Origin of the sequence: Rhodococcus antarcticus, assembly GCF_026153295.1 — a bacterium.
Lineage (GTDB): Bacteria > Actinomycetota > Actinomycetes > Mycobacteriales > Mycobacteriaceae > Rhodococcus_D > Rhodococcus_D antarcticus.
The window spans coordinates 814031-839073 of record NZ_CP110615.1 but is presented as its reverse complement, the minus strand read 5'-3'; the positions used below and the strand labels follow the sequence as shown (position 1 = coordinate 839073).

General features: G+C 74.9%; 24 protein-coding genes. 8 read left to right on the top strand and 16 right to left on the bottom strand.

What is annotated here, in order from left to right:
• Positions 1–12: 12 nt before the first annotated feature.
• Entirely contained in the window at positions 13–1041 is a 1029-nt protein-coding gene (locus tag RHODO2019_RS04140; protein ID WP_265383755.1) for an ATP-dependent 6-phosphofructokinase, read from the bottom strand.
• A 121-nt stretch (positions 1042–1162) separates the two neighbouring features.
• Here RHODO2019_RS04140 and RHODO2019_RS04135 point away from each other — a divergent pair, with 121 nt between their 5' ends.
• Positions 1163–2404, top strand: a complete 1242-nt coding sequence (locus RHODO2019_RS04135) for an MFS transporter (protein WP_265383754.1) — start codon at positions 1163–1165, stop codon at positions 2402–2404.
• Here the strand turns inward: RHODO2019_RS04135 and gatA are convergent.
• Both gatA and gatC read right to left on the bottom strand, forming a co-directional pair.
• Positions 2359–3849: an Asp-tRNA(Asn)/Glu-tRNA(Gln) amidotransferase subunit GatA gene (gene gatA / locus RHODO2019_RS04130; RefSeq protein ID WP_265383753.1), complete on the bottom strand. Its 1491-nt coding sequence runs from the start codon at positions 3847–3849 to the stop codon at positions 2359–2361. The genes RHODO2019_RS04135 and gatA overlap by 46 nt on opposite strands.
• Positions 3846–4145: an Asp-tRNA(Asn)/Glu-tRNA(Gln) amidotransferase subunit GatC gene (gene gatC / locus RHODO2019_RS04125; RefSeq protein ID WP_265383752.1), complete on the bottom strand. Its 300-nt coding sequence runs from the start codon at positions 4143–4145 to the stop codon at positions 3846–3848. The genes gatA and gatC overlap by 4 nt, the downstream gene beginning before the upstream one ends.
• A gap of 220 nt (positions 4146–4365) precedes the next feature.
• On the opposite strand from gatC, the gene RHODO2019_RS04120 reads away from it, so the two are divergent.
• The gene (locus RHODO2019_RS04120; protein ID WP_265384616.1) at positions 4366–5016 is read left to right on the top strand and encodes an ACT domain-containing protein; all 651 of its coding nucleotides are present in this window, start codon (positions 4366–4368) and stop codon (positions 5014–5016) included.
• 28 nt (positions 5017–5044) lie between these two features.
• Here the strand turns inward: RHODO2019_RS04120 and RHODO2019_RS04115 are convergent, their stop codons facing one another.
• Genes RHODO2019_RS04115 through RHODO2019_RS04100 form a run of 4 tightly spaced genes read right to left on the bottom strand, consistent with a single transcriptional unit; the run spans position 5045 to position 9278 of the window.
• Positions 5045–5533 (bottom strand): GNAT family N-acetyltransferase, encoded by a 489-nt coding sequence (locus RHODO2019_RS04115; RefSeq protein WP_265383751.1) that lies wholly within the window; start codon positions 5531–5533, stop codon positions 5045–5047.
• A complete protein-coding gene (gene ligA, locus RHODO2019_RS04110) occupies positions 5530–7677 on the bottom strand; it encodes an NAD-dependent DNA ligase LigA (protein WP_265383750.1) in 2148 nt (715 codons plus the stop codon). Before ligA ends, RHODO2019_RS04115 begins: the two co-directional genes overlap by 4 nt.
• A 51-nt stretch (positions 7678–7728) precedes the next feature.
• Positions 7729–8193, bottom strand: a complete 465-nt coding sequence (locus RHODO2019_RS04105; RefSeq protein ID WP_265383749.1) for an SRPBCC family protein — start codon at positions 8191–8193, stop codon at positions 7729–7731.
• 50 nt (positions 8194–8243) lie between these two features.
• Entirely contained in the window at positions 8244–9278 is a 1035-nt protein-coding gene (locus RHODO2019_RS04100; RefSeq protein WP_265383748.1) for a methionine synthase, read from the bottom strand.
• Positions 9279–9378: 100 nt separating this feature from the next.
• Here RHODO2019_RS04100 and RHODO2019_RS04095 point away from each other — a divergent pair, with 100 nt between their 5' ends.
• Positions 9379–9681: a putative quinol monooxygenase gene (locus RHODO2019_RS04095; RefSeq protein ID WP_265383747.1), complete on the top strand. Its 303-nt coding sequence runs from the start codon at positions 9379–9381 to the stop codon at positions 9679–9681.
• Here RHODO2019_RS04095 and mnmA read toward each other — a convergent pair.
• Both mnmA and RHODO2019_RS04085 read right to left on the bottom strand, forming a co-directional pair.
• Positions 9672–10793 (bottom strand): tRNA 2-thiouridine(34) synthase MnmA, encoded by a 1122-nt coding sequence (gene mnmA / locus RHODO2019_RS04090; protein ID WP_265383746.1) that lies wholly within the window; start codon positions 10791–10793, stop codon positions 9672–9674. The genes RHODO2019_RS04095 and mnmA overlap by 10 nt on opposite strands.
• Before the next feature lie 4 nt (positions 10794–10797).
• Positions 10798–12045 carry a cysteine desulfurase family protein gene (locus RHODO2019_RS04085; RefSeq protein ID WP_435532172.1) on the bottom strand — a complete coding sequence of 416 codons (1248 nt, stop codon included), beginning with the start codon at positions 12043–12045 and terminating at the stop codon, positions 10798–10800.
• 66 nt (positions 12046–12111) lie between these two features.
• Here RHODO2019_RS04085 and RHODO2019_RS04080 point away from each other — a divergent pair, with 66 nt between their 5' ends.
• Complete coding sequence (locus RHODO2019_RS04080; protein ID WP_265383745.1) at positions 12112–12618, top strand: hypothetical protein; 507 nt, start codon at positions 12112–12114, stop codon at positions 12616–12618.
• Positions 12619–12730: 112 nt separating this feature from the next.
• On the opposite strand, the gene RHODO2019_RS04075 is transcribed toward RHODO2019_RS04080, so the two are convergent.
• Both RHODO2019_RS04075 and RHODO2019_RS04070 read right to left on the bottom strand, forming a co-directional pair.
• Positions 12731–13690: an electron transfer flavoprotein subunit alpha/FixB family protein gene (locus RHODO2019_RS04075; protein WP_265383744.1), complete on the bottom strand. Its 960-nt coding sequence runs from the start codon at positions 13688–13690 to the stop codon at positions 12731–12733.
• Positions 13691–13723: 33 nt separating this feature from the next.
• Positions 13724–14506: an electron transfer flavoprotein subunit beta/FixA family protein gene (locus RHODO2019_RS04070; protein WP_265383743.1), complete on the bottom strand. Its 783-nt coding sequence runs from the start codon at positions 14504–14506 to the stop codon at positions 13724–13726.
• Positions 14507–14757: 251 nt separating this feature from the next.
• Between RHODO2019_RS04070 and RHODO2019_RS04065 the strand changes: the two genes are divergently transcribed.
• The 3 genes from RHODO2019_RS04065 to RHODO2019_RS04055 are packed head-to-tail and all read left to right on the top strand — an operon-like array spanning position 14758 to position 18220.
• On the top strand, positions 14758–15504 hold the full coding sequence (locus tag RHODO2019_RS04065) for a class I SAM-dependent methyltransferase (RefSeq protein WP_265383742.1): 747 nt from the start codon (positions 14758–14760) through the stop codon (positions 15502–15504).
• Positions 15501–16979 carry a glycoside hydrolase family 57 protein gene (locus tag RHODO2019_RS04060; RefSeq protein ID WP_265383741.1) on the top strand — a complete coding sequence of 493 codons (1479 nt, stop codon included), beginning with the start codon at positions 15501–15503 and terminating at the stop codon, positions 16977–16979. The genes RHODO2019_RS04065 and RHODO2019_RS04060 overlap by 4 nt, the downstream gene beginning before the upstream one ends.
• The gene (locus RHODO2019_RS04055; protein ID WP_265383740.1) at positions 16976–18220 is read left to right on the top strand and encodes a glycosyltransferase family 4 protein; all 1245 of its coding nucleotides are present in this window, start codon (positions 16976–16978) and stop codon (positions 18218–18220) included. The genes RHODO2019_RS04060 and RHODO2019_RS04055 overlap by 4 nt, the downstream gene beginning before the upstream one ends.
• Before the next feature lie 36 nt (positions 18221–18256).
• Here the strand turns inward: RHODO2019_RS04055 and RHODO2019_RS04050 are convergent, their stop codons facing one another.
• From RHODO2019_RS04050 to RHODO2019_RS04030, 5 genes are read right to left on the bottom strand one after another with little or no spacing between them, the layout of a single operon-like run.
• Positions 18257–19000: an acyltransferase gene (locus tag RHODO2019_RS04050; protein WP_265383739.1), complete on the bottom strand. Its 744-nt coding sequence runs from the start codon at positions 18998–19000 to the stop codon at positions 18257–18259.
• A gap of 55 nt (positions 19001–19055) precedes the next feature.
• The gene (locus tag RHODO2019_RS04045) at positions 19056–20213 is read right to left on the bottom strand and encodes a THUMP-like domain-containing protein (RefSeq protein ID WP_265383738.1); all 1158 of its coding nucleotides are present in this window, start codon (positions 20211–20213) and stop codon (positions 19056–19058) included.
• Positions 20214–21203 carry a class I SAM-dependent methyltransferase gene (locus RHODO2019_RS04040; RefSeq protein WP_265383737.1) on the bottom strand — a complete coding sequence of 330 codons (990 nt, stop codon included), beginning with the start codon at positions 21201–21203 and terminating at the stop codon, positions 20214–20216.
• Positions 21204–21259: 56 nt separating this feature from the next.
• Positions 21260–22039 carry an enoyl-CoA hydratase/isomerase family protein gene (locus tag RHODO2019_RS04035; RefSeq protein ID WP_265383736.1) on the bottom strand — a complete coding sequence of 260 codons (780 nt, stop codon included), beginning with the start codon at positions 22037–22039 and terminating at the stop codon, positions 21260–21262.
• Positions 22040–22083: 44 nt separating this feature from the next.
• The gene (locus tag RHODO2019_RS04030; protein ID WP_265383735.1) at positions 22084–22881 is read right to left on the bottom strand and encodes an ABC transporter ATP-binding protein; all 798 of its coding nucleotides are present in this window, start codon (positions 22879–22881) and stop codon (positions 22084–22086) included.
• A gap of 68 nt (positions 22882–22949) precedes the next feature.
• Between RHODO2019_RS04030 and glgX the strand changes: the two genes are divergently transcribed.
• Positions 22950–25034: a glycogen debranching protein GlgX gene (gene glgX, locus RHODO2019_RS04025; protein WP_265383734.1), complete on the top strand. Its 2085-nt coding sequence runs from the start codon at positions 22950–22952 to the stop codon at positions 25032–25034.
• Positions 25035–25043 lie beyond the last annotated feature (9 nt).

Below are 25043 nucleotides of genomic sequence, written 5' to 3'. Positions count from 1 at the left end.
GCGGTCCCCGGCTCAGCCGAAGAAGGAGACCACCTCGGCCAGGCGCTCGGGCGTCACGGTCTTGAGGTGCTTCGTCGCGTCGGCGAGCGGGATCAGCGTGATGTCCGTGCCGCGCAGTGCGACCATCTGCCCGGTGCGTCCCTCGTGCGCGGCGATGGCGGCGTGCAGGCCGAAGCGGGTGGCCAGCACCCGGTCGAACGCCGTGGGGGTGCCGCCGCGCTGGACGTGACCGAGGACGGTGGTGCGAACCTCCTTGCCGATGCGCCGCTCGATCTCCTCGCCGAGCTGCTGGGCCACACCGGTGAAGCGGCGGTGGCCGAACTCGTCGATGCCCCCCACCCGGAACTCCATGGAGCCCTCCTTCGGCGTGGCCCCCTCGGCGACCACGGCGATGAAGTGCTGGTCGCCGCGCGCGAACCGGGCCGAGACCATCGCGCAGACCTCGTCGACGTCGAAGGGCTGCTCCGGCACCAGGGTCAGGTGCGCGCCCGAGGCGAGGCCCGCGTGCAGCGCGATCCACCCGGCGTGGCGGCCCATCACCTCGCACAGCAGGACGCGCTGGTGCGACTCGGCGGTGGTGTGCAGCCGGTCGATCGCGTCGGTGGCGATGGACACGGCGGTGTCGAAGCCGAAGGTGAGGTCGGTCCCGTCGATGTCGTTGTCGATGGTCTTGGGCACCCCCACGACGGGCACGCCGTTGTCGGCGAGCCAGCTCGCCGCGGTCAGCGTGCCCTCGCCGCCGATGGGGATGAGCACGTCCACGCCGCGGGCGCGCAGGGTCTCCCGGACGGTCTCGAGGCCGTCGCGGAACACCTCCGGGTTCACCCGGGCCGAGCCGAGGATGGTGCCGCCGCGGGTCAGGATCCCGTCCGCCTTGGTGACGTCGAGCTCCATCGCCCTGTCCTCGAGCAGCCCGCGCCAGCCGTCGCGGAAGCCGACGACCGAGCTGCCGAACAGGTTGTCCGAGCTGCGGACCACCGATCGGATGACGGCGTTCAACCCGGGACAGTCACCGCCACCGGTCAGCACTCCGATGCGCACGAGTCGGTCCTCCTGAGGTGGGCGAGGTCTCCATCCTGCCGGGACCGGCAGAGGCAGCGGTACACCGCCCCCGGATCGATACAGACCAGCCGCCCAGCCGGCACCCGCTACCGTCCGCCGCATGACGGCACCGACGCTCGGGATCGACGGCCCCCGCGCCTGGGCCGTCACCGCAGCGGCCTTCCTCGCCATGTTCACCGTCTTCGGCGTGGCCTACGGCTTCGCCGCGTTCCTGGCCCCGATCAGCACCGAGCTGGGCAGCAGCCGGGCCGCCACCGCCGCGGTGTTCTCCCTGACCACGTTCTTGTTCTTCGCCCTCGGCGCCGTGTCGGGGGCGGCGGTGGACCGGGTGGGACCGCAGAAGGTCCTGCTCGTCGGCGCGCTGGCGCTCGGGCTCGGGCTCGTGGTCACCTCGCGGGCGACCAGCCTGTGGCAGGCCGCGCTCGGTCACGGGCTGGGGGTGGGGGTGGGGGTCGCGTGCGGCTACGTGCCCCTGGTGGCCGTGGTGGGCGCCTGGTTCGACCGCCGCCGCACCGTGGCCGTCGGGGTGGCGGTGTCCGGCATCGGGGCCGGGACCCTGGTGGGGGCTCCGGTGGGGGCGGCCCTCATCGACGCGGTCGGCTGGCGGGATGCCTACCTGGTCCTGGCCGCGGTGGCGGTGGCGGTGCTGCTGGGCTGCGCCGCCGTGCTCAGGCCCGCGCCCGTGGCGTTCGGATCCGGCCCGGTGCCGCCGCTGCGCCCACGGCTGCGCACCCCGGCCTTCCGCCGCCTCTACGGGTCGCAGGTGCTGCTGACGGCCGTGCTGTTCGTTCCGTTCGTGCACCTGCCCGCCTACGCAGCCACCACGGGGGCCGGCACGGTGGCCGCCGCCGCACTGGTGGGGGTGATCGGCGCGGCCAGCATCGTCGGGCGCCTGGCGCTGGGCGGGCTGGCCGACCGTCTCGGCGTGGTGCGCACCTACCAGGGGTGCTTCGTGGCCATGGCCGCGAGCTACGCGCTCTGGCTCGGGGTGCCCGGGTACGCCCGGCTGGTCGTGTTCGCCGTGGTGCTCGGGGTGGGCTACGGCGGGTTCGTCGCGCTCGGGCCCGCCGTGGCCGCGCAGACCTTCGGCGTGCAGGGCCTGGGCGGGCTGCTCGGGGTGCTCTACACCTCGGCCGCGGTGGGGTCCGCACTCGGCCCCCCGGTGGCCGGGGCGCTGATCGAGGCGCGCGGCTTCACCGTCGTCGCGGTGCTCGGGCTCGTCATCGGCGCGGCGGCCGTCGGGGTGGTGCTGATGATCCGACCACCGGCCACCTCCGCCCCCGACGACCGGACCGGTCAGAGCTCGGGGGCCCCGGCGAGCGGACCGCGCGCCACCTCGTAGGCCGCCCCCACCCGGTAGAGCCGCTCGTCGGCCAGGGCCGGGGCCATGATCTGCAGCCCCACCGGGAGTCCGTCGTCGGCCGACAGCCCGGACGGCAGCGACATCGCCGCGCCCCCGGCCAGGTTGGTGGGGATGGTGCACAGGTCCTGCAGGTACATGGCCAGGGGGTCGCCCACCTTCTCGCCGAGCGGCCACGCGGTGCTCGGCGAGGTGGGCGACAGGAGCACGTCGGCCTGCTCGTACGCCGCGGCGAAGTCCCGGGAGATCAGCGTGCGCACCTTCTGGGCCTGGCCGTAGTAGGCGTCGTAGTAGCCGGCCGACAGCGCGTAGGTGCCGATCATGATGCGGCGCTTCACCTCCGGACCGAACCCGGCGTCGCGGGTGGCGGCCATGACCTCCTCCGCGCTGTGCGTGCCGTCGTCGCCCACCCGCAGGCCGTAGCGCATGGCGTCGAAGCGGGCGAGGTTGGAGCTGACCTCGCTGGGCAGGATCAGGTAGTAGGCGGCGATGGCGTGGACGAAGCTGGGGCAGCTCACCTCCACCACCTCCGCACCGAGGGCCTCCAGCTGCGCCACGGCGGCCTGGAACGAGCTCAGGACGCCGGGGGCGTAGGCGTCGCCGCCCAGCTCGCGCACCACGCCCACCCGCACGCCACGGAGGTCGCCGTTCGCGCCCTCGCGGGCCGCCTCGACGACGGCAGCGACGGGGACGTCGACGGAGGTGGAGTCGCGCGGGTCGTGCCCGGCGACCACGGCGTGCAGCAGCGCGGTGTCCAGCACGGAGCGCCCGCACGGCCCACCCTGGTCCAGCGAGGACGCGCACGCGACGAGGCCGTAGCGGGAGACGGTGCCGTAGGTGGGCTTGACCCCGACGGTGCCGGTGAGCGCCGCGGGCTGGCGGATGGAGCCACCGGTGTCGGTCCCGATGGCCAGCGGGGCCTCGAAGGACGCCAGGGCGGCCGCCGATCCACCACCGGAGCCGCCGGGCACCCGGTCCAGCGACCAGGGGTTGCGGGTGGGCCCGTAGGCGGAGTTCTCGGTGGAGGAACCCATCGCGAACTCGTCCATGTTGGTCTTGCCCAGCACGGGGACGCCGGCCGCCCGCAACCTCGAGGTCACGGTGGAGTCGTAGGGCGAGACCCAGCCCTCGAGGATCCGCGAGCCGCACGTGGTGGGCATGTCCGTGGTGGTGAACACGTCCTTGAGCGCGAGGGGGACGCCGGCCAGCGCGGAGGCGGGCGGACCGCCGGCAGCCAGGGACTCGTCGACCGCGCGGGCGGCACCCAGGGCCGCCGCGGCGTCGACGTGCAGGAACGCGTGCACGCGCCTGTCCACGGCACCGATGCGGTCCAGGTGCGCCTGGGTGACCTCCACCGACGACACCTCCCGGCTGTGCACGAGGCCCGCGAGCTCGGCGGCGGAGAGGCGGGTGAGGTCGGTCGTCACTGCCCGTCCCCCAGGATCTGCGGCACGCGGAAGCGGCCGTCCTCGGCGGCCGGTGCCCCGGAGAGCGCCTGCGCCTGGCTCAGCCCCGGGACCACCACGTCCGGGCGGACCACGTTGGTCAGGTCCACCGGGTGGCTGGTCGGCGGCACGTCGTCGGCCGCCACCTCCGACACCGCGGCGACGTGGGTGAGGATCGCGTCGAGCTGCCCGGCGAAGGCGTCGAGCTCGGTCTCGGTGACCGCGAGGCGGGCGAGCCGGGCGAGGTGCGCGACCTCGTCACGGGTGATGGCAGGCACAGTCGTGCTCCAGAGGTCTACGACGGGGAACACCACCAACTCTAGTGCGGGCACCGCAGCCCCCTCCCCAGCCGGGCGGCGACCTCCCGCACCAGGGGGGCGCCACCACCGGGCTGACCACGACCGGCGTCGAGCCCGTGGGTGTTGGTCACGTCACGGCTGCGTGACGTCCGTGGTCACCGGGCCCGGGCGACCGTGGGTGGGTGCGAAGATCGTGGTCATGTCGTTCCTGCTGCGCGCGCGCGTGCCCGACAGGCCCGGGAGCCTGGGTGCCCTGGCCACGGCGCTCGGGTCGGTGGGCGCCGACATCCTCTCCGTGGACGTGGTCGAGCGCGGGGAGGGCTTCGCGGTCGACGACCTCGTGGTGGACATCCCCCGGGGGTCCCTGCCGGACGCGCTCATCACCGCCGCCGAGCTGCTCGACGGCGTCCGGGTGGACTCCGTGCGCCCCTACACCGGGGTGCTGGACACCCACGGCGAGCTCGAGCTCATCGACCACGTCGCCGCGACCATCGGGGACCGCCTGCAGGTCCTGGTCGACGGCATCCCCCGCGTGCTGCGGGTCGGCTGGGCGACGGTGATGCACAGCGGCACGGACGGTCCCTACCGGGTGGTGGGCAGTCCCGCCTCGCCCGAGACCCGCGTCGTCCCGGTCCCGTGGTTCCCGCTGCTGGCGCCCACCGCGCTCGACGCCACGGCCGGCTGGGTGCCGGAGGTCTGGCGCGAGATGGACACCACCCTGGCCGTGGCACCGCTGGGCAGCGGGGAGCAGGTGCTCCTGATCGGTCGGCCGGGCGGCCCGGAGTTCCGCCCCTCCGAGGTGGCCCGGCTCGGTCACATGGCCGGGATCGTGGCGACCGTCCTGCGCTGACGGACCGCACCCGGCCGCGCCGGACCGCTCAGCCGACCGGGCGGCGGAGCACGCGCAGGGGGGTGCCGGGCACCGGCTCCCAGTCCCGCTCGGGCACCGGGGTGAACCCGAGCCGGGCGTAGAGCCGGTGCGCGGCCGCCATGGTGTCCATGGTCGAGATGACCACTGCGGTGCACCCCGCGTCGGCCGCCCGCGCCAGCACGGCGCGGACCAGCCTCTCCCCCACCCCGTGCCCGCGGCCGGAGGTGGAGACGGCGAGCATGCGGAACTCGAGCTCCCCCGGGCCTGCCACCTCCGCGTACGGCGTCCCGGCGGCCCCCACGGTCACCGTCCCCACCACCACGCCGTCGAGCACTCCCACGAGCAGCTCGGCGAGCTCGGCACGGCGGTGGGCGTCACGGAGCTGGTTCGCGTAGTCCTCCTCGCCGTGCAGGTGGCCGTCCGCGGTGTAGGCGGCCACCGTGATGGCCCCGACCTCGGCGAGCTCCTCGGGCCGCGGGGCCCGCACCTCGATCACGGGGACTCCTCCTCGCCGACGGCCGGTCCGGCCGCCTCGGGCTCGGGCTCGGGCGGCACCTGCGCCACGGCACGAGCCGCGTCCGGACCCTCCGCGAGCAGCACGGTGAGCCCCGCGGCATCGAGGATCGGCACCCCCAGCTGCACCGCCTTGTCGTACTTCGAGCCCGGCGCGTCGCCCACGACCACGAACGCCGTCTTCTTCGACACCGACCCGGCCGCCTTGCCCCCGCGCTCGAGGATCGCCTCCTTGGCCTCGTCCCGGCTCAGGGTGCTCAGGGAACCGGTGACGACGATCGAGAGACCCTCGAGGAACCGCGGCACCGACGCGTCGCGCTCGTCGACCATCCGCACCCCCGCCGACCGCCACTTGGCGACGAGGTCACGGTGCCAGTCCACGGCGAACCACTCGACGACGGCCTGCGCGATGGTGGGCCCCACCCCGTCCACGGCCGCGAGCTCCTCCTCGGGCGCGGTCGCGATGCGCTCCAGCGAGGCGAACTCGCCGGCCAGCGCACGGGCCGCGGTGGGGCCGACGTGGCGGATGCTCAGACCCACCAGCACCCGCCACAGCGCCTGGTCCTTGGCCGCCTCGAGGTTGCGCAGCAGGCTGGCGCCGTTGGCCGACAGCACCCCTGCCTTGGTGCGGAACAGGTCGGTGGCGAGCAGGTCGTTCTCGGTCAGCGCGAAGATGTCGCCCTCGTCGGAGATGACCCCGGCGGCCAGCAGTGCGGTGGCGGACTTGTAGCCCAGCGCCTCGATGTCGAAGGCCCCGCGACCGGCGACGTGGAACACGCGCTCGCGCAGCTGCGCCGGGCAGGAGCGGGAGTTCGGGCAGCGCAGGTCCGCGTCGCCCTCCTTGGCCGGGGCCAGCGTCGTCCCGCACTCGGGGCACTCCGTCGGCATGACGAACGCGCGGAGCTCGCGGCCCTCCCGCGCGTCGACCACCGGGCCGAGCACCTCCGGGATGACGTCACCGGCCTTGCGGATGGTGACGAGGTCCCCGATGAGCACGCCCTTGCGGACCACCTCCTGCGCGTTGTGCAGGGTGGCCAGGCTGACCGTGGACCCAGCCACGAGCACCGGCTCCATGAACGCGAAGGGGGTGACCCGCCCGGTGCGCCCGACGTTGACCTGGATGTCCAGCAGCGTGGTGGTGGCCTCCTCCGGCGGGTACTTGTAGGCGATCGCCCACCGCGGCGCCCGGGAGGTGGAGCCCAGGCGGCGCTGCAGGGCCACCTCGTCGACCTTGACCACGAGCCCGTCGATCTCGTGCACGGGCTCGTGGCGGTGCTCGCCCCAGTACGCGACCTGCTCCAGCACGGCGTCGATCCCGCGCACCTGCCGGGTCTGCGGGGAGATCGGCAGCCCCCACGCGGCCAGCGCCTCGTAGGCGTGGGCCTGGGAGTCCGGGTCGAACCCGGTGCGCCTGCCGAGGCCGTGGCAGATCATCCCCAGCCGGCGGCGCGCGGTGACGGCGGGGTTCTTCTGCCGCAGCGAGCCGGCCGAGGAGTTGCGCGGGTTCGCGAAGGGGGCCTTGCCCTCGGCGACCAGCGAGGCGTTCAGCGCCGCGAAGTCCGCCAGCCGGAAGAACACCTCGCCGCGCACCTCCAGCAGCTCGGGCACCGGGAACGCGCCGCTGCCGGTGAGGGTCTCGGGGATGTCCTCGATGGTGCGGGCGTTGAGGGTGACGTCCTCCCCGGTCCGGCCGTCGCCGCGGGTGGCCGCCCGGACGAGCTTCCCGTTCTCGTACACGAGGTTCAGCGCGACGCCGTCGATCTTGAGCTCGCACACGTAGTCCACCTCGTGACCGACGTCGGCCACCACCCGGCCGGCCCACGCGCGGAGCTCGTCGGCGTCGAAGGCGTTGTCCAGGCTCAGCATCCGCTCGAGGTGGTCGACGGCGGCGAAGCCGGTCTCGAACCCGCCCCCCACGAGCTGGGTGGGTGAGTCGGCGGTGCGCAGCTCGGGGTGGGCCTGCTCGAGCGCGGCGAGCCGGCCGAGCAGCTCGTCGAACTGGCCGTCGGACAGCACCGGGGCGTCGCGCACGTAGTAGCGGAACTGGTGCCCGCGGACCTCCTCGGCGAGCTCCGCCCACTGCCCTCGCAGCGCGCCACCGACCGTGCCCGTGCTCTCCTCGCTCACTCGCGCAGGGTAGCGAGCACCACCGACACCTCGCTGGGCCAGCAGCGACCCTCAGGCGGCCTCGGCGATGCGCTTGATGGAGGCGAGGGTGAGCGGGATGCTGCGGTGCGCGGCCGCGGTGCGGTCGGCGATCTCCCCCTCGGCGGCCTCGCCGAACTTCGCCCGGAACATCGCGAGCCCGGCGGGCAGGAACTCCCACGACTCGGTGAGCTCGGTGCCACCGTCCACCGCCGCCAGGGAGTAGGCCCACCGGACGAAGGACTCCCCGACCTCGAACGCGAACTCCTGACCCGGCTCGGCGACGGTCACCGTCGAGCGGGTCTCCCAGGTGCGCCCGGGGATCTCGTTGCGGCCGGTGAACGACGAACCGACCGTGGGTCCGGCGCCCTCGTCCCACCAGCACCCGGTGCAGATGGGGCTCCACTCGCCCGTGCGGGTGACGTCGGAGACCATCGCGTACACCGCCTCCGGGGAACGGCAGACGACGACGGACTCGCGGTGCCGGTGCTCGCTCATGGGTCGTAGTGTGCCCGGCGCGGGGTAGGGGCCTGCCACCCGGCAGCCGCTCACCAGCTCGCTGGGGGCTCCGCGAACGCCCGGCCCAGCTCGGTGGCCAGCGCCAGCGCCCGACGCGCCCACACCGGGCTCGCCCCGGCCAGGCCGCACTGCGGGGTGACGAGCACCTGGGTGGCGAGCACCTCCCGGGAGAACCCGAGGCGGTCCACCAGTCGCAGGGCGGGCTCGGCGAGCTCGTGCAGCGTGGGCGGTCGGCCGGGATCGGTGCTCGGCACCAGGCCCAGCAGCACCCCCGCGCCCTCCTGCAGCAGCTCGCCCACCCCGTCCAGGTCACCGGTCCGCAACCGTGAGACGTCCACCGCGACGGCGCCTGCACCGGCGCGGTGCAGCACCCCGAACGGCACGTCCGCGGCGCAGCAGTGCACCACCGTGGCGCCCGGGGCGGCCTCGAGCACGATGCGCAGGGCGGCCTCCGCGTCCGGGGCGGGGACCGCGGCGATGGTCGTGAGCCCGGAGACCGTCGGCAGCGAACCCGCGAGCACGCCGGGCAGGGACGGCTCGTCCAGCTGCACCACCACCCCGACGCCGAGCCGCCGAGCCACCTCCGCCGCGTGCACCCGCACCCCCTCGGCGAGGGAGGCGGCGAACTCGGTGACCGCGCCGGGGTCGGTGAGCACCCGGTTGCCCGTGCGCAGCTCCACCGAGGCCGCCAGCGTCCACGGCCCGGCCAGCTGCACCTTCACCGCGGCCGGGGTGGCGCCCGAGCGCTCGACCGCCTCCTCGAGCGCGTCCAGGTCGTGGCGCAGCAGGTCGTGGGCGCGGCGGGCGTCCCGCCCGGGTCGCGGCACCACGCGGTAGCCCGACGCCACCACCTCGACGGCCAGGTCGACCAGCAGGGCGGCGGTCCGGCCGATCACGTCGGCCCCCACGCCGCGCCCCGGCAGCTCCACCAGGTGCGGCAGCACCGCCAGCTCGCCGAGCACCACCCGGCCGGCCTCCACCGGGTCGGTCCCCGGCCACGAGCCGATGGCGGTGGCCGTGCCCGGGGGCAGATCACGCAGCGACGACAGCGGGGGGGTGGTCACCGGGCCCTGTCTACCGCACCCGGCCCTGCCGCCCGAGGCCGCCGGGGTGCAGTCTGGGTCCGGGCGCCGACGCCGGTCGGCCCGACCACCAGGAGGACATGTGATCATCGTCATCGCCGAGGCCCACTTCACCGCGGAGGCCGCCGACGGCGTCGTCGCCCTGCTCGCGTCGACCGCCGCCGCCTCCCGGGGCGACAAGGGCTGCATCGACTACCGGTTCACCCGGGACACCGAGGACCCGACCCTGTTCTTCTCGGTAGAGAAGTGGGAGTCCAAGGCCGACCTCGACGCGCACATGGCGGCGCCGCACACCCAGGCGCTGCTCGGCTCGCTCGAGGGCAAGGTCGCCGCGGCCCCGGTCATCACCGTGCACGAGGTGAGCGCGAGCAACCCCTACAGCTGAGCGGTCCGGGACCCCGCGCCCACCGCCGGTCGCACCCCGGACGTCGACGTGATCGTGGCGCTGCCCAGCACCACGTCCCCGTCGACGTCCGGGCGGTACAGCACCACGGTCTGACCAGGGGCGACCCCCCGCAGCGGCGCGCCCAGCTCCACCCCCAGCCCGGTGGGTCCCGGGCGCACGACCGCGCGCGCCAGGCCACCGTGGGCGCGCACCTGCACCGTGCACGCGAACGGTTCACGGGCCGCGGACCCCGAGGTCCACACGGCGACCGACGTCTGGAGGCCGTGCACGTCCAGGTGCTGCGCGCCTCCCACGGTGACGGTGCCCGTGGTCGCGTCCAGCGAGGTGACGTAGCGCGGCCGCCCGTCCGGGGCCGGCCCCACCACCCCGAGGCCCTTGCGCTGGCCGACGGTGAACCCGTGCACCCCGGAGTGCCCGCCCAGCACCGCCCCGGTGTCCGCGTCGACCACCGCGCCGGGCCGCACCCCGATGCGGGCCCCGAGGAAGGCCTGGGTGTCGCCGGAGGGGATGAAGCAGATGTCGTGGCTGTCCGGCTTCGCGGCCACCGCGAGCCCGCGCCGCGCCGCCTCGGCCCGCACCGCCGGCTTGGCGGTGTCCCCGAGCGGGAACATCGCCCGGGCGAGCTGGGCGGCGCTCAGCACGCCGAGCACGTAGGACTGGTCCTTGTCCGGGTCCACCGCACGACGGAGCACCCCGTCGGCGAGTCGTGCGTAGTGCCCGGTGGCCACGGCATCGAACCCGAGCGCGGCCGCCTTGTCGGCCAGGGCCGCGAACTTGATCTTCTCGTTGCAGCGCAGGCAGGGGTTGGGGGTCTCGCCCCGGGCGTAGGCGTCCACGAAGTCGTCCACCACGTCCTCGCGGAAGCGCTCCGCGAAGTCCCACACGTAGAACGGGATGCCCAGCACGTCCGCCGCCCGGCGGGCGTCCCCGGCATCCTCCTTGGAGCAGCAGCCACGGCTGCCCGTGCGCAGGGTCCCGGGCACCGCCGCCAGCGCCAGGTGCACGCCCGTCACGTCGTGACCGGCCGCCACCACCCGCGCCGCCGCCACCGCCGAGTCCACCCCACCGCTCATCGCGGCCAGCACGCGCACGGGCTCAGCCCCGACCCGCCGAGGCGAACCCTGCCGCCCGGGCCCGCTCCACCACCGGCGCGATGGCCGCGACCACGCGGTCGACGTCCGCGCGCGTGGAGGTGTGGCCGAGGGAGAAGCGCAGCGAGCCCCGCGCCGCGCGCGGATCGGCCCCCATCGCCACCAGCACGTGGCTGGGCCGGGCGACGCCCGAGGTGCACGCCGAACCCGTGGAGCACTCCACACCGCGGGCGTCGAGGAGCATGAGCAGCGAGTCGCCCTCGCACCCGGGGAAGGTGAGGTGCGCGTTGCCGGGCAGCCGTCCGGCGGGGTCGGCGTCACCGTTGAGCACAGCGTCGGGCACCGCGTCGAGAACGCCGGCGACGAGCGCGTCGCGGAGCTCGGCCAGGTGGGCGGCGCGCTCGGGCTGGGCGTCCACCGCCGTCCGGGTGGCCACCGCGAACCCGGCCAGCGCAGCGGTGTCGGGGCTGCCGGAGCGGACGTCGCGCTCGTGGCCGCCACCGTGCAGCAGCGGGACGCAGGGCACGTCCCGGCCGAGCAGCAGCGCCCCGGCTCCGAACGGCCCGCCGATCTTGTGGGCGGTGATCGTGAGGGCGTCCGCCCCGCTCGCCGCGAAGTCCACCGGCACCTGGCCCACGGCCTGCACGGCGTCGGTGTGGAACGGCACCCCGAACGAGCGGGCCACCGCGGCGAGCTCCCGCACCGGGTTCACCGTGCCCACCTCGTTGTTCGCCCACATCACCGTCACCAGCGCGGTCTCGTCCCCGTGGCGCTCCAGCTCGGCGCGCAGGACGTCCGGGTGCACGCGGCCGAGCGGATCCACGGGCAGCCAGGTGACCTCGGCGTCCTCGTGCTCGACGAGCCACTGCACCGGGTCCAGAACCGCGTGGTGCTCGACGGCGCTGGCCACCACCCGACGGTGGCGCGGGTCCGCGGCCCGCCGCGCCCAGTAGATGCCCTTGACGGCCAGGTTGTCGCTCTCGGTGCCGCCGGCGGTGAACACGACCTCCGACGGTCGCGCGCCCAGGGCCTGGGCGATGGTCTCCCGGGACTCCTCGACGCGGCGGCGGGCGGCGCGACCCGAGCCGTGCAGCGAGGACGCGTTGCCCGTCACGGCCATGGCCGCCGTCATCGCGGCCACGGCGGCGGGCAGCACCGGGGTGGTCGCGGCGTGGTCGAGGTAGGCCGGGGTGCCGGGGTCCGGGGCCACGGCACCGCCAGCGGGGGGCGACGCGCTCGCGGGGGTGGCCATGGCGGGATCCAGGGTAACCCCGTCGCCCGGATGGCCGCCCTCGCAGCGGCACCGCAGACTGGTCCGGTGAGCGTGGCGAGGACAGGTGGGTCGACCGCGGCGGAGCGGGAGCAGCGCTATCCCTGCGACGAGCTCGCCCCCGAGCTCGAGCAGGAGCTCTTCCGCGCCCGCACCGTCGCTGCGCCACCGCAGGTGGTCTTCCGCTGGCTCGCCCAGCTGCGGCACGCCCCCTACAGCTACGACCTGGTGGACAACCTGGGGCGGCGCAGCCCCCGCACCCTCGACCCGGCGGCTCCCCCGCTGGCCGTGGGGCAGCGGGCGCTCATCGTGTTCCGGGTGGCCGCCTTCGCCCTGAACGACCACCTCACGGTGGACACCCGCGGGCGCTGGTCGATGGTGATGACCTACCGGGTGCGACCGGTGCCCGGTGGCACCCGGCTGGTGGTCAAGGTCCGGTGCGGCTACCCCACCGCGCTGGACGGCCGGCTGGGGCGCGTGCTGCTGCCCTGGGGCGACTGGGTGATGGTGCGGCGCCAGCTCGTCGTGCTGGGGTCGCTCGCCGAGACCTGGTGACCCCGCGGAGCTCGGGCACCCGCACCCGAGCAGCACGAACCCCGCCCGGCGGCTGCCGGACGGGGTTCGTGGGTGGTGCGGGGTGGGTGCCGCCGGCGAGCCGGCCGGACCGTCAGCCCTTGCGCTTGGCCACTTCCTCGGCCAGCTGCGGGGCCACCTTGAACAGGTCACCCACGATGCCGTAGTCGGCGATCTCGAAGATCGGGGCCTCGTCGTCCTTGTTCACGGCGACGATCGTCTTCGAGGTCTGCATGCCGGCACGGTGCTGGATGGCGCCGGAGATGCCCAGGGCCAGGTACAGCTGTGGGGAGACCGTCTTGCCGGTCTGGCCCACCTGGAACTGGCCCGGGTAGTAGCCCGAGTCCACCGCGGCGCGCGAGGCCCCCACGGCGGCACCGAGCGAGTCCGCCAGGGTCTCGACGACGTGGAAGTTCTCGGCCGAACCGACGCCGCGTCCACCGGAGACCACGACCGTGGCCTCGGTGAGCTCGGGACGGTCGCCACCCACCAGCGGGTCGCGACTGGTCACCGTGGTGCCACGGGCGGCGTCCTGGGCGGGCACCTCCACGGTCTCCTGGGTGCCCGCACCGGCCTGCGGGTCGGCCTCGACGGCACCGGGGCGCACCGAGATGACCGGAGTGCCGGTGGTGACCTTGGCGGTCACGGAGTAGGCGCCACCGAACACCGAGTGGGTGGCGGAGCCGTCGGCGGCCACGTCCACCACGTCGGTGAGCAGGCCGGAACCCAGCCGCACGGCGAGCCGTCCGGCGATCTCCTTGCCCTCCACCGACGCGGCGACGAGCACCGCGGCCGGGGAGGCCTGCGCCACGAGCGCGGCGAGGACGTCGACCTGCGGGGTGACGAGGAACTTCTCGACCTCCGCGGACTCCGCGACGTACACCTTGGCGGCGCCGGCGGCCGCGAGGCCCTCGGCGAGGCCGGCCGCGGTGCCCGGGGCACCGACGACGACGGCGGACGGCTCACCCAGCGCGCGAGCGGCCGTGATGAGCTCGGCGGTGACCTTCTTGAGCGCGCCCTCGGCGTGCTCGACCAGGATCAGGACCTCAGTCATGCGTGTTGTCTCCTGTCTTCTCGGTCGGCCGGCTCAGATGATCTTCTGGGCGACGAGGTACTGCACGATCTTGGTGCCACCGTCACCCTCGTCGACGAACCGCTCACCCGCGCTGCGCGCAGGCTTCGGGGCGGCCGCGGAGACCGAGCTCAGCGCGTTGGCCAGGCCGACCTCGGAGGCGTCGATGCCGGCGTCGGCCAGCGTGAGGGTGGTGACCGGCTTCTTCTTGGCGGCCATGATTCCCTTGAACGAGGGGTAGCGCGGCTCGTTGATCTTCTCCGAGACGCTGACCACGGCGGGCAGGGTGGCCTGCAGCCCGAAGGTGCCCTCCTCGGTCTCCCGCTCGCCGGTGACGGTGGTGCCGTCGACGGTGAGCTTGCGGACCTGGGTGAGCTGCGGGAAGCCGAGGACCTCGGCGAGCATCGCCGGGATCGCGCCGGTGCGTCCGTCGGTGGCCTCGTTGCCCGCGATGACCAGGTCGACGTCACCGAGGGTGCCGATGACCTTGGCCAGGGCCTTGGCGGTCTGCACGGCGCACGAGCCCGCGAGGGCGTCGTCCTGCAGGTGCACGGCCTTGTCGGCGCCCATGCTCAGCGCCTTGCGGATGGCCTCGGTGGCGCGCTCGGGGCCCATGGTGACCACGGTGACCTCGGCGTCGCCGGCCTCCTTGATCTGGAGCGCCTCCTCGACGGCGCGCTCGTTGATCTCGTCCAGCACGGCGTCGGCCGCACCCCGGTCCAGGGTGAAGTCCCCGTCGGAGAGCTTCCGCTCGGACCAGGTGTCGGGCACCTGCTTGATCAGAACGACGATGTTCATGGGTCTCCCTCGACCTCCGGAAGTGGGTGTGCTGCACACGATGGTCCCAGGTTCTCGAGGACTCCGCCGCCGAGCACCATGTTACCGGTCGGTAACACCCGTGCAAGCGGCAGGAGGGCGATCCACGACACACAGCGCCGACCCGGCTCCCCGGGGTGGCCCACCTGTCCTCACGGTGTGGCGGCCGCAGCCGCTCGGGACGGACGGCCCACGGCGACCACGTCACCCCCGCACCCACTACCGTTCGCCGGATGACCGAGGACGTGCTGCCGCTGACCGGCGAGCGGACCGTGCCGGGGATCGCGCAGGAGAACTACTGGTTCCGCCGGCACGAGGCGGCCTACGAGCTGCTGGCCCCGCGCTGCGCCGGGCGCACCGTGCTCGAGGCCGGCTGCGGCGAGGGCTACGGCGCGGACCTGCTGTCCCGCAGGGCGACCCGCGTGCTCGCGCTGGACTACGACGCGCACACCCTCGCCCACGTGCGGAGGCGCTACCCGCACCTCGGGCCGACCCGCGGCAACCTCGCGAGCCTGCCCGTGCGCACCGGGTCGGTCCAGGTGGTGGTCAACCTCCAGGTGGTGGAGCACCTGTGGGACCAGCCGCAGTTCCTCCGCGAGTGCCACCGGGTGCTGGCCCCGGGCGGCGAGCTGCTCATCAGCACCCCGAACCGGATCACCTTCTCCCCCGGTCGCGACACCCCGCTCAACCCGTTCCACACCCGTGAGCTGTCCGGTGACGAGCTCTCCGAGCTGCTGCGCGGCAGCGGGTTCGCGGTCACCAGGATGGCCGGGCTCGGCCACGGGCCGCGGCTGAGGGCTCTCGATGCCGCCCACGGCGGGTCCTTCGTCGACGCCCAGCTCGACCGCTCCCTGGCGGGTGAGCCGTGGCCGGCCCAGCTCGCCGAGGACGTCGCCGGGATCACCACGGCGGACTTCGTCCTCTCCGCCGACGACGTCGACGCCAGCCTCGACCTGGTGGCGATCGCGGTGCGCGCGTGAGCGAACCCGTCGGCACCTTCTGCCTGGTGCTGCACAGCCACCTGCCGTGGCTGGCCCACCACGGTCGCTGGCCCGTCGGCGAGGAGTGGCTGAACCAGGCCTGGGCCCACTCCTACCTGCCGCTGGCACGGGTGCTGCGCCGCCTGGCCGAGGAGGGCCGCACCGACCTGCTGACCCTCGGTGTCACGCCCGTGCTCGCCGCCCAGCTCGACGACCCGCACACCCTGCGCGGGGTGCACGACTGGCTCGGCGACTGGCAGCTGCGCGCCCACCAGGCGGGCGGCGAGCTCGGCGCCCACGAGCACCGGGGGTCGGCCGAGGCCCTGTCGGACTTCGAGACCCACTGGCGCCACGGGGGGTCGCCCGTGCTCCGGGGTCTGGCCGAGCACGGCGCCGTCGAGCTGCTGGGCGGCCCACTGGCGCACCCGTTCCAGCCGCTGCTCGACCCCCGTCTGCGGTCGTTCTCCCTGGAGCAGGGCCTGCGGGACGGCGAGACGCGGTGGGGCAGCAGGCCGCAGGGCATCTGGGCCCCGGAGTGCGCCTACGCCCCCGGCATGGAGCAGGGCTACGCCACCGCCGGGGTGCAGCGGTTCCTCGTCGACGGCCCGGCCCTGCACGGGCAGACATCGGCCGCCCGGCCGGTCGGTCGCAGCGACGTCCTGGCGTTCGGTCGGGACCTGGAGGTCAGCTACCGGGTCTGGTCACCCAGGGCCGGCTACCCGGGCTCGGCGGAGTACCGGGACTTCCACACCCACGACCACGGAACCGGGCTGAAGCCGTCGCGGGTGACCGGTCGGCACGTCGACCCGCACGAGAAGGCGCCCTACGACCCGGAGCTGGCCGCCGGGGCCGTCGCCCGCGACGCTGCCGACTTCGTGGCGGTGGTCCGCCGGCGGCTCGAGGACCTGGCCCGCGCGGACGGCCGCCCCGGGCTCGTGGTCGCCGCCTACGACACCGAGCTGTTCGGCCACTGGTGGCACGAGGGTCCGGCCTGGCTCGACGCGGTGCTGCGGCTGCTGCCCGGGGCGGGCGTCCGGGTGAGCACGCTGCGCGGCGCCGTCGAGGCGGGGCACGTCGGGGCACCGGTGGAGCTGGGGTCGTCCTCGTGGGGCTCGGGCAAGGACTGGCGCGTGTGGGAGGGCGAGGCGGTCCGGGACCTCGTCGACCTCAACGCCGAGGTGGTGCGCACCGCGCTCGACGCCGTGGACCTGCTGGTCAAGGAGCCCGGTCGCAGCCCCGTGGCCGACCAGCTCCTCCGCGAGGCACTGCTGGCCGTCTCCAGCGACTGGGCGTTCATGGTCACCAAGGACTCCGCCGTCGACTACGCCCGCACGCGGGCCCGCACCCACGCCCACGCGGTGTTCGAGATCGCGCACGCCGCCGCGACCGGTGGCCCGGCCGCCGAGCTGGCCGCCCGCTGGCGCCGGGCCGACGGACCCTTCCCCGCCCTGGACGCCCGGCTGCTGCCCTCGTGAGGGTGCTGCTCGTCTCCTGGGAGCACCCCCCGGTGGTGGTCGGGGGGCTGGGCCGGCACGTGCACGCCCTGGGTGCGCACCTCGCCGCGGACGGTCACGAGGTGGTCGTGCTGTGCCGCCGCCCGATGGGCACCGACGCCGCCACCCACCCGTCCACCGACGAGGTGGTGGACGGCGTGCGCGTGGTCGCCGTGGCCGAGGACCCGCTGCACCTGGTGTTCACCGACGACCTGGTGGCCTGGACGCTGGCGATGGGCCACGCCCTGCTGCGCGCCGGGCTCGCGCTGGGCTGGCGACCGGACGTGGTGCACGCCCACGACTGGCTGGTCGCGCACCCCGCGGTCGCCCTGGCCGAGCACCACGGAGTGCCGCTGGTGGCCACCGTGCACGCCACGGAGGCGGGACGCCACGGCGGCTGGATCTCCGCACCGCTGAACCGGCAGGTGCACTCGGTGGAGTGGTGGCTGGTGCGCAGCGCCGACGCCGTCATCACCTGCTCGGCCGCCATGCGGGACGAGGCGGTGGAGCTGTTCGCGCCCACCGCCCCGATCACCGTGCTGCACAACGGTGTCGAGCCCGGTGTCGAGCCCCGTGTCGAGCCCGGTGTCGAGCAGGCCCCCGACGTCCACCGGTACCCCGACGACGGCACCGTGCTCTACCTGGGGCGCCTCGAGCACGAGAAGGGGGTCCACGACCTGCTCGCCGCGATGCCACGGATCCGGCGCGCCCACCCCGGGGCCCGGCTCGTGGTCGCCGGCGCCGGCACCCAGCAGGCGTGGCTGCGCGAGCGCGCGCGGGCCCACCGCGTCGCCCGGGCCGTGACCTGGACCGGGCACCTGGGTCCGGCCGAGATCGCCGAGCAGCTGGCCCGGGCGACGGTCGTGGTGCTGCCCAGCCGCTACGAGCCCTTCGGCATCGTCGCGCTGGAGGCGGCCGCCGCACGGGTACCGGTGGTGGCGTCGGACGCAGGGGGTCTCGGAGAGGCCGTGCTCGACGGCGTGACGGGCCTCGCCTTCCCCGTCGGCGACGTCCGCGCCCTGGCCGCGGCGGTGGTGGCCGTGCTCGACGACCCGCGGGCCGCGGCCGCCCGCGCCGAGGCCGCCCACGCACGCCTGGCCACCGACTTCAGCTGGCCCGCCATCGCGGCCGCCACCGCCGAGCTCTACGCGAGGACTCGGCGACGCCCGCGGGAGCCCTTGGCGCGCCCGGTCATCGTCGAGCGGGCGCTGCGCCACCGCTGATCGCGTCGCGCGCGCACGACGCGGTCCCGGGGGCGGTCAGCCGGTGAGGCCGCGCGCCTTCTTCCGCTCGATGTCGGCCAGCGCAGCCTGGTGCGCCGCCCGTGCCGCCGCGCCCGCCTCCCAGTCCTCGAGGCGGTTGCGCACCACCCGCGCCGGCGCCCCCACGGCGATGCTGCCGTCGGGCACGTCGCCCTTGACCACGGCGTGCGCACCCAGCACGCAGCCCCGCCCCACGCGGGTGCCCCGGAGCACGGTCACCTTGGTGGCGATCCAGCAGTCGGGTCCGATCCGCACCGGCGTCTTCACGATGCCCTGGTCCTTGATGGGCACGGTCACGTCGGAGTACCGGTGGTCGAAGTCGGTGATGTACACCCAGTCCGCGATGAGGGTGGAGGCACCGATCTCGATGTCGAGGTAGGTGTTGACGACGTTGTCCTTGCCGAGGACCACCTTGTCCCCGATGCGCAGCGAACCCTCGTGGCACCGGATGGCGTTGCCGTCGCCGATGTGCACCCAGCGGCCGATCTCCATCCGCGCCAGGCCCGGGGTGGCGTGCAGCTCGACCCGCCGGCCCAGGAACACCATCCCGCGCAGCACCACGTGCGGGTTGGCCAGCCGGAAGCGCAGCAGCCGGGCGTAGCGCACCAGGTACCAGGGGGTCCACGCCTTGTTGCGGCGGATCCAGCGCCACGAGTCGAGGGTGAGGAAGCGGGCCTGCTGGGGGTCGCGGCGCCCGGCCCGCAGCCGGGTGCGCAGCGGGGCCGCCCACATGCTGGTCATGGTCGGCCACCGTAACGGGGCGTGCGGGGCTGCCGCCCCGGGGCCGGGGAGGGCGTCAGGCGCGGACGCCGTGCGCGGTGCAGACGAACGCCGTGGGAGTGTCGCCGATCCGGGTCAGCACCACCGTCAGCGCACGGGAGCCGCGCAGCTTCAGGCGTGGGCGCAGCACGGCCGGGTCCACGTCCACCGCCCTCACGAGCACCTCGACGCTCCCGCAGTCCAGCCGGGCGAGCTCGGTGCGCAGGGTCTTCTCGCTGAACCGTCCGTGGCTGAGCACCCGGAACCCGCGCACCCCGGGCGGCAGCGCGTCCCCGGTGAGGTGGGCGGTCCGCGGGTCGAGCTGGCCGAGTCCGTGCCGCGCCGCCCAGTGCCGGACGAGCCCTGCGCGGACCACCGCTCCGTCGGGGTCGACGATCCACTCCCCCGGTGCACGGACGTCAGCGTCGTCGGGGTCGGCGTCGGTGACCGCGTAGCCCGGACCGGCGGAGGAGAGCACGGTGGCCCGGCGCCGCACGGCGCCGCTGAGCCCCGGCGACCACAGCACCGCCTCCTTGACCCCGCCGTCCAGCGAGACCAGCTCCACCTCCCCGGCCCAGAACCCGGTGTCCAGGCCCGGGGCGCACTTCACCACGAGGTCGCGCCCGGCGTGCGCGTCCAGCAGGTCCGGCAGGGGCGGCTGCAGCGCGCGGGGGTCGTGGGTGCGCCGGCCGTCGGTGCGGCGGCCCGGGTCGGCCAGCACCACGGCGGTGCGGCTCACGGGCACCAGCGCGTCGGCGCGGACCAGCGGAACCCCTGGCGCGTTGTGGTGGGCCATGGCCAGCCGCACCGGGTCGAGGTCGGAGCCCAGCAGCACGGTGGTCGTCGCCGCCAGCGCCGCGAGCTCGGCGCCGGCGGAACAGGTGACGTCGTGGACGGCTCGTCCCGCCAGCCGCGCGGCCCGGTGCGCCGCCACCCGGCTCGGCGTCGCCTGCTGCAGCGCGTCGGAGGTCAGCAACCAGCGTCCGGGCTGGTCCAGCTTCCCCACCGCTGCGCGCCGCAGCAGGGCGGTCTCCAGGACGACGGGGCCGCGGTCACCGACCAGCGCCCGCGCCGCCGCGACGTCGGTCATCCTCGACGCCACCGTCAGGGCCCACTGCCCGGCCTGCTCGAGCGCCGCCGCACCCCCGGCCGAGCGGAGGAAGGCGACGTCGCCGAGCTCCAGCGGCAGCGCCACCTACAGGCTGACGGGAGCGGGCGGCTTCACCCCGGTGATCATCACGTTGTAGAAGAACTTGCGCGGCACCACCTTCGAGAGCACGGCCTCGTCCAGGCGGCTCAGCTTCTTCCAGCCACCGAAGGCGAACCGGGCCCAGCCGAAGCCGAGCTTCCCCGCCGGCACGGCCGCCTCGAAGGTCCGCACGGGCCAGCCCAGGAACGCGGCCGCGAGCTCCTCGGTGGCCGCGCGCACGTCGATCGCCCCGGCGGCGAGCGCCGTGCGCTCGAGCGCCTCGGGGTCGAACGTGTGGATGTCCACCACGGCCTCCAGGGCCGCGGCGCGGGAGGACTCGTCGAGCTCGGCCTGCGGACGACGCCACGACGCCAGGGCGGGGAGCTTCGTGGCCCGCGTGGTGAGCTCCCACGTGGTGCGGCCGAGCAGGCGGGCGTAGCGGTCGCCGATGGTGGTGGGCTCCCCGGCGAAGACGAAGCGCCCACCGGGCCTGAGCACCCGCAGCACCTCGGCGAGGGTTTTCTGGACGTCCGGGATGTGGTGCAGAACGGCGTGCCCGACCACGAGGTCGAAGGAGTCGTCCTCGTAGGGGATGGTCTCGGCGTCGGCGACGCGGCCGTCGACGTCGAGACCCAGCCCCTCGGCGTTGCGCAGGGCGACCTCGACCATGCCGGGCGAGAGGTCGGTGACCGAGCCCGTCGTGGCGACGCCGGTCAGCATGAGGTTGAGCAGGAAGAACCCGGTGCCGCAGCCCAGCTCGAGCGCCCGGCCGTAGGGCACCTCGGCGTCCCCGCCGACCACGGCGTCGAAGCGGCCGCGCGCGTAGCTGTTGCAGCGCTCGTCGTAGCTGATCGACCACTTCTCGTCGTAGGTCGCCGCTTCCCAGTCGTGGTAGAGCACCTGGGCGAGCTTGGTGTCGGAGTAGGCGGCCTGGACCTGCTCGGCCGACGCGTGCGGGTTGGGGGCGGCGGGGTCCGGGGTGGGGCTGGCGGTCATGGGCGCCACCCTAGGCGAGCCCTACCCGTCGGTAGGTCCACCCCCCGCCGCTCGTCCTACTTGCCCGTGAACTGCGCCTTGCCGGGGCCGTCGGCGATGAACGACTCCATGCCGATCGTCTGGTCCTCGGTCGCGAACCCGGCCGCGAACAGGTGGGCCTCCAGGCGCAGCCCGTTCTCCAGGTCGGTGTCCAGCCCGCCGTCGATGGCGGCCTTCGCCGCGGCCAGGGCGCCGGCCGCGGCACCGGTGAACTGCCCGGCCCAGCGCTTCGCGGCCTCGTACACGTCGTCGGGGGCGACCACCTCGTCGACCATCCCGATGCGCAGCGCCTCCTCGGCGCCGACGAACCGGCCGGTGAAGATGATGTCCTTGGCCCTGCTGGGACCGATCAGGCGCGCCAGGCGCTGGGTGCCACCGGCGCCGGGGATGATGCCGAGCTTGAGCTCGGGCTGCCCGACCTTGACGTTGTCGCCGACGATGCGCCGGTCGCAGCACAGGGCGAGCTCCATCCCGCCGCCGAGGGCGTAGCCGGTGATGGCCGCCACGGTCGGCTTGCTGATGCGGGCCACCGCGGAGAACGAGCGGGTGAGCTGCCCGCCGTCCGCGGCCATGTCGGCGTAGGTCTTGGTCGCCATCTCCTTGATGTCCGCGCCGGCGGCGAACACCTTCTCCCCGCCGTAGACGATGACGGCACGCACGTCGGCGCGCTGGTCGGCCTCCTCGGCCGCCGAGCGCAGCTCCATGTGCAGCGCGTTGCTGATGGCGTTCATCGGGGGGCGGGCCAGCCGGATGGTGCCGATGCCCTCGGTCACCTCGAGCGTCACGAACTCAGTCATGGGACGACGCTACCGCGGGGTGTGCGCCCCATCACGGCCGGGCGTCAGGGCCGGTGGGCGAAGTACCGCTCCCCCACCCGGTCGAGCACGATCCGGGTCCCGAACGTCGCGCTCAGGGCCTCCGCGGTGAGCACGTCCTCCAGCAGCCCCTGGGTCACGGCACGCCCCTCGCGCAGCAGCAGCGCGTGGGTGTAGCCCGGTGGCACCTCCTCCACGTGGTGGGTCACCAGCACGCTGGCGGGGGCGTCGGCGTCCCAGGCGAGCATCGAGAGCCGCTCGACCAGGTCCTCGCGCCCGCCGAGGTCGAGGCCCGCCGCCGGCTCGTCGAGCAGCAGCAGCTCCGGGTCGGTCATCAGCGCGCGGGCGATGAGGACCCGCTTGCGCTCGCCCTCGCTCAGCGTGCCGAACGAGCGCCCGGCCAGGTGCCCGGCGCCGAGGGAGGCGAGCATCTCCGTCGCCCGGGAGGTGTCCACCTCGTCGTAGTCCTCCCGCCACCGGCCGAGAACGGCGTAGCCGGCGGAGACCACCAGGTCGCTGACGAGCTCCGCGTCGGGCACCCGGTGGCCCAGGGCCGCCGAGGAGGTGCCGATCCGGGGCCGCAGCTCGAAGACGTCGGTGCGGCCGAGCCGCTCGCCCAGCAGGTGGGCGGTTCCGGCGCTGGGGTGCAGCTCGGCGGCGGCCACCCGCAGCATCGTGGTCTTGCCCGCACCGTTCGGGCCCAGCACGACCCAGCGCTCGTCGAGCTCCACCCGCCAGTCGAGCGGGCCGAGCAGCGTCGCGCCCCCGCGGCGCACCGTGACGCCCTCGAAGTCCACCAACAGGTCCGGATCCGGTTCTCCCACGTCCCCATCCTGGCGCACGCGTCCAGGCGACCCGGGCAGGACGGGTGTGTCGCTGGCAGGATGCCCGTGTGCCGCTCCTGCGCCCGGGCTCCCCCTTCCCGCTCGGGGCCCACCCCGTGGCCGGCGGCACCAGCTTCGCCGTGGCGTCCCGCGTGGCCCACCGGGTCGAGCTCTGCCTGGTGGACGAGGTCGGCACCGAGCAACGGGTGGAGCTGACCGAGCAGACCTTCGGCGTGTGGCACGGGGTGGTGGCCGACGTCGGCCCCGGCCAGCGGTACGGCTACCGGGTGCACGGCCCGTGGGACCCGCAGGCCGGCCTGCGCTGCAACCCCCAGAAGCTGCTGCTCGACCCGTACGCCCGCCGGATCACCGGCGCCCTGGGCGACGCCGACGCGCTGCTCGCCCACCACGGCCACCCCTTCGACGGTCCCTCGCCGGTCGACTCGCTGGGCCACGTCCCGCTCTCGGTCGTCGTGGCCCCGGGCGGACCGGACACCGGGACCCGGCCGGACGTGCCGTGGGCGGAGACGGTGCTCTACGAGCTGCACGTGGGCTCGTTCACCGCCGCGCACCCGGACGTGCCCGACGAGCTCCGCGGCAGCTACCTGGGGCTGGCGCACCCGGCGGTCGTGGCCCACCTCGTCGAGCTGGGGGTGACGACGGTGGAGCTCCTGCCGGTGCAGGCGTTCCTGGACGAGCCGCCGGTGCGGGCGCGCGGGATGCGCAACCACTGGGGCTACTCCACCGCGGCCTACCTGGCCCCGCACCCGGGCTACGCGAGCGTGCCGGGCGAGGAGGTCGCGGAGTTCCGCACCATGGTCGCAGCGCTGCACGCGGCGGGCATCGAGGTGGTGCTCGACGTCGTCCACAACCACACCTGCGAGGGCGGGGTGGACGGTCCCTCGCTGAGCCTGCGGGGCCTCGACGCGCCGGGCTACTACCTGCACGGGCGCTCCGGGCACCTGCTGGACCTCACCGGCTGCGGCAACACCCTCGACCCCGCCTCGCCGGACGCGGTCCGCCTGGTGCTCGACTCGCTGCGGTACTGGGCGGTGGAGATGGGGGTGGACGGGTTCCGCTTCGACCTCGCGAGCGCGCTGGGGCGCCCGCGCGGCGGGGACTTCGACCCCAGGGCGGTCCTGCTCACCGCCATCGCGACCGATCCGGTGCTCTCGGTGCGCAAGCTCGTCGCCGAGCCGTGGGACGCCACCGGGGCGGGGTACCAGGTGGGCGGGTTCGGCCTGGTGTGGTCGGAGTGGAACGACCACTTCCGGGACACCGTGCGCGACTTCTGGCGGGGCTCGGCCGGGGTGCGGGAGCTGGCGTCGCGGCTCTCCGGCTCCTCGGACCTGTACGCCGGGGGCGGGCGCCGGCCGTGGGCCAGCGTCAACTTCGTCACCGCCCACGACGGGTTCACCCTGCGGGACCTGGTCTCCTACGCCCACAAGCACAACGACGCGAACGGTGAGCACAACCGGGACGGCACCGGCGAGAACCGCTCGGAGAACCACGGGGTGGAGGGCGAGAGCGCCCACCCGGTGGTGCAGGCGGCCCGGGCCCGGCACGTGCGGGCCCTGCTGGCCACCCTGCTGCTCTCCACGGGCACCCCCATGCTGCTCGCCGGCGACGAGCTCGGGACCACCCAGGGCGGCAACAACAACGCCTACTGCGCGCCGGCGGACGACCCCGGCGCGTGGGCGCTGGACTGGGCCGGCGCGGACACGGCGCTGCTCGGGTTCACCCGGCGGGTGGTGGCGCTGCGCCGGGCGTGCCCCGCCCTGCGCCAGCCGGAGTTCTTCGAGGGACGGGCCACCCCGAGCGGCGAGCCCGACCTGGTGTGGTTCGGGGAGGACGGCGCCGAGATCGCCGATGCCGCCTGGCACGACGACGACGCCCGGACCCTCCAGGTGTGGGTGGACGGCTCCGACGTCCGCTCGCTGGACCGCGCCGGGCACCAGCTGGACGACTCGAGCTGGGTGCTGGTGCTGCACAGCGGGTCCGGGGCGGAGCTCACCCTGCCCCCGGTGGGCGAGCTGGAGCTCGTGCTGGACACGGGCACCCCCACCGGCGAGCCGGACGGGCCGGCGCGCTTCAGCGGGGGCGACGTGGTCGAGCTGCCCGCGTGCACCTTCTGGCTGCTGCGCGTGCTCTGACCCGCCACC

What these genes read in the sequence shown, in the direction of transcription:
- RHODO2019_RS04135 (WP_265383754.1), top strand. Translation starts at nt 1,163, where the DNA reads ATGACGGCACCGACGCTCGGGATCGACGGCCCCCGCGCCTGGGCCGTC.
- RHODO2019_RS04065 (WP_265383742.1), top strand. Translation starts at nt 14,758, where the DNA reads ATGACCGAGGACGTGCTGCCGCTGACCGGCGAGCGGACCGTGCCGGGG.
- RHODO2019_RS04035 (WP_265383736.1), bottom strand. Translation starts at nt 22,039, where the DNA reads ATGACTGAGTTCGTGACGCTCGAGGTGACCGAGGGCATCGGCACCATC.
- RHODO2019_RS04040 (WP_265383737.1), bottom strand. Translation starts at nt 21,203, where the DNA reads ATGACCGCCAGCCCCACCCCGGACCCCGCCGCCCCCAACCCGCACGCG.
- RHODO2019_RS04085 (WP_435532172.1), bottom strand. Translation starts at nt 12,045, where the DNA reads ATGGCCACCCCCGCGAGCGCGTCGCCCCCCGCTGGCGGTGCCGTGGCC.
- RHODO2019_RS04050 (WP_265383739.1), bottom strand. Translation starts at nt 19,000, where the DNA reads ATGACCAGCATGTGGGCGGCCCCGCTGCGCACCCGGCTGCGGGCCGGG.
- RHODO2019_RS04105 (WP_265383749.1), bottom strand. Translation starts at nt 8,193, where the DNA reads ATGAGCGAGCACCGGCACCGCGAGTCCGTCGTCGTCTGCCGTTCCCCG.
- RHODO2019_RS04120 (WP_265384616.1), top strand. Translation starts at nt 4,366, where the DNA reads ATGTCGTTCCTGCTGCGCGCGCGCGTGCCCGACAGGCCCGGGAGCCTG.
- RHODO2019_RS04070 (WP_265383743.1), bottom strand. Translation starts at nt 14,506, where the DNA reads ATGAACATCGTCGTTCTGATCAAGCAGGTGCCCGACACCTGGTCCGAG.
- RHODO2019_RS04075 (WP_265383744.1), bottom strand. Translation starts at nt 13,690, where the DNA reads ATGACTGAGGTCCTGATCCTGGTCGAGCACGCCGAGGGCGCGCTCAAG.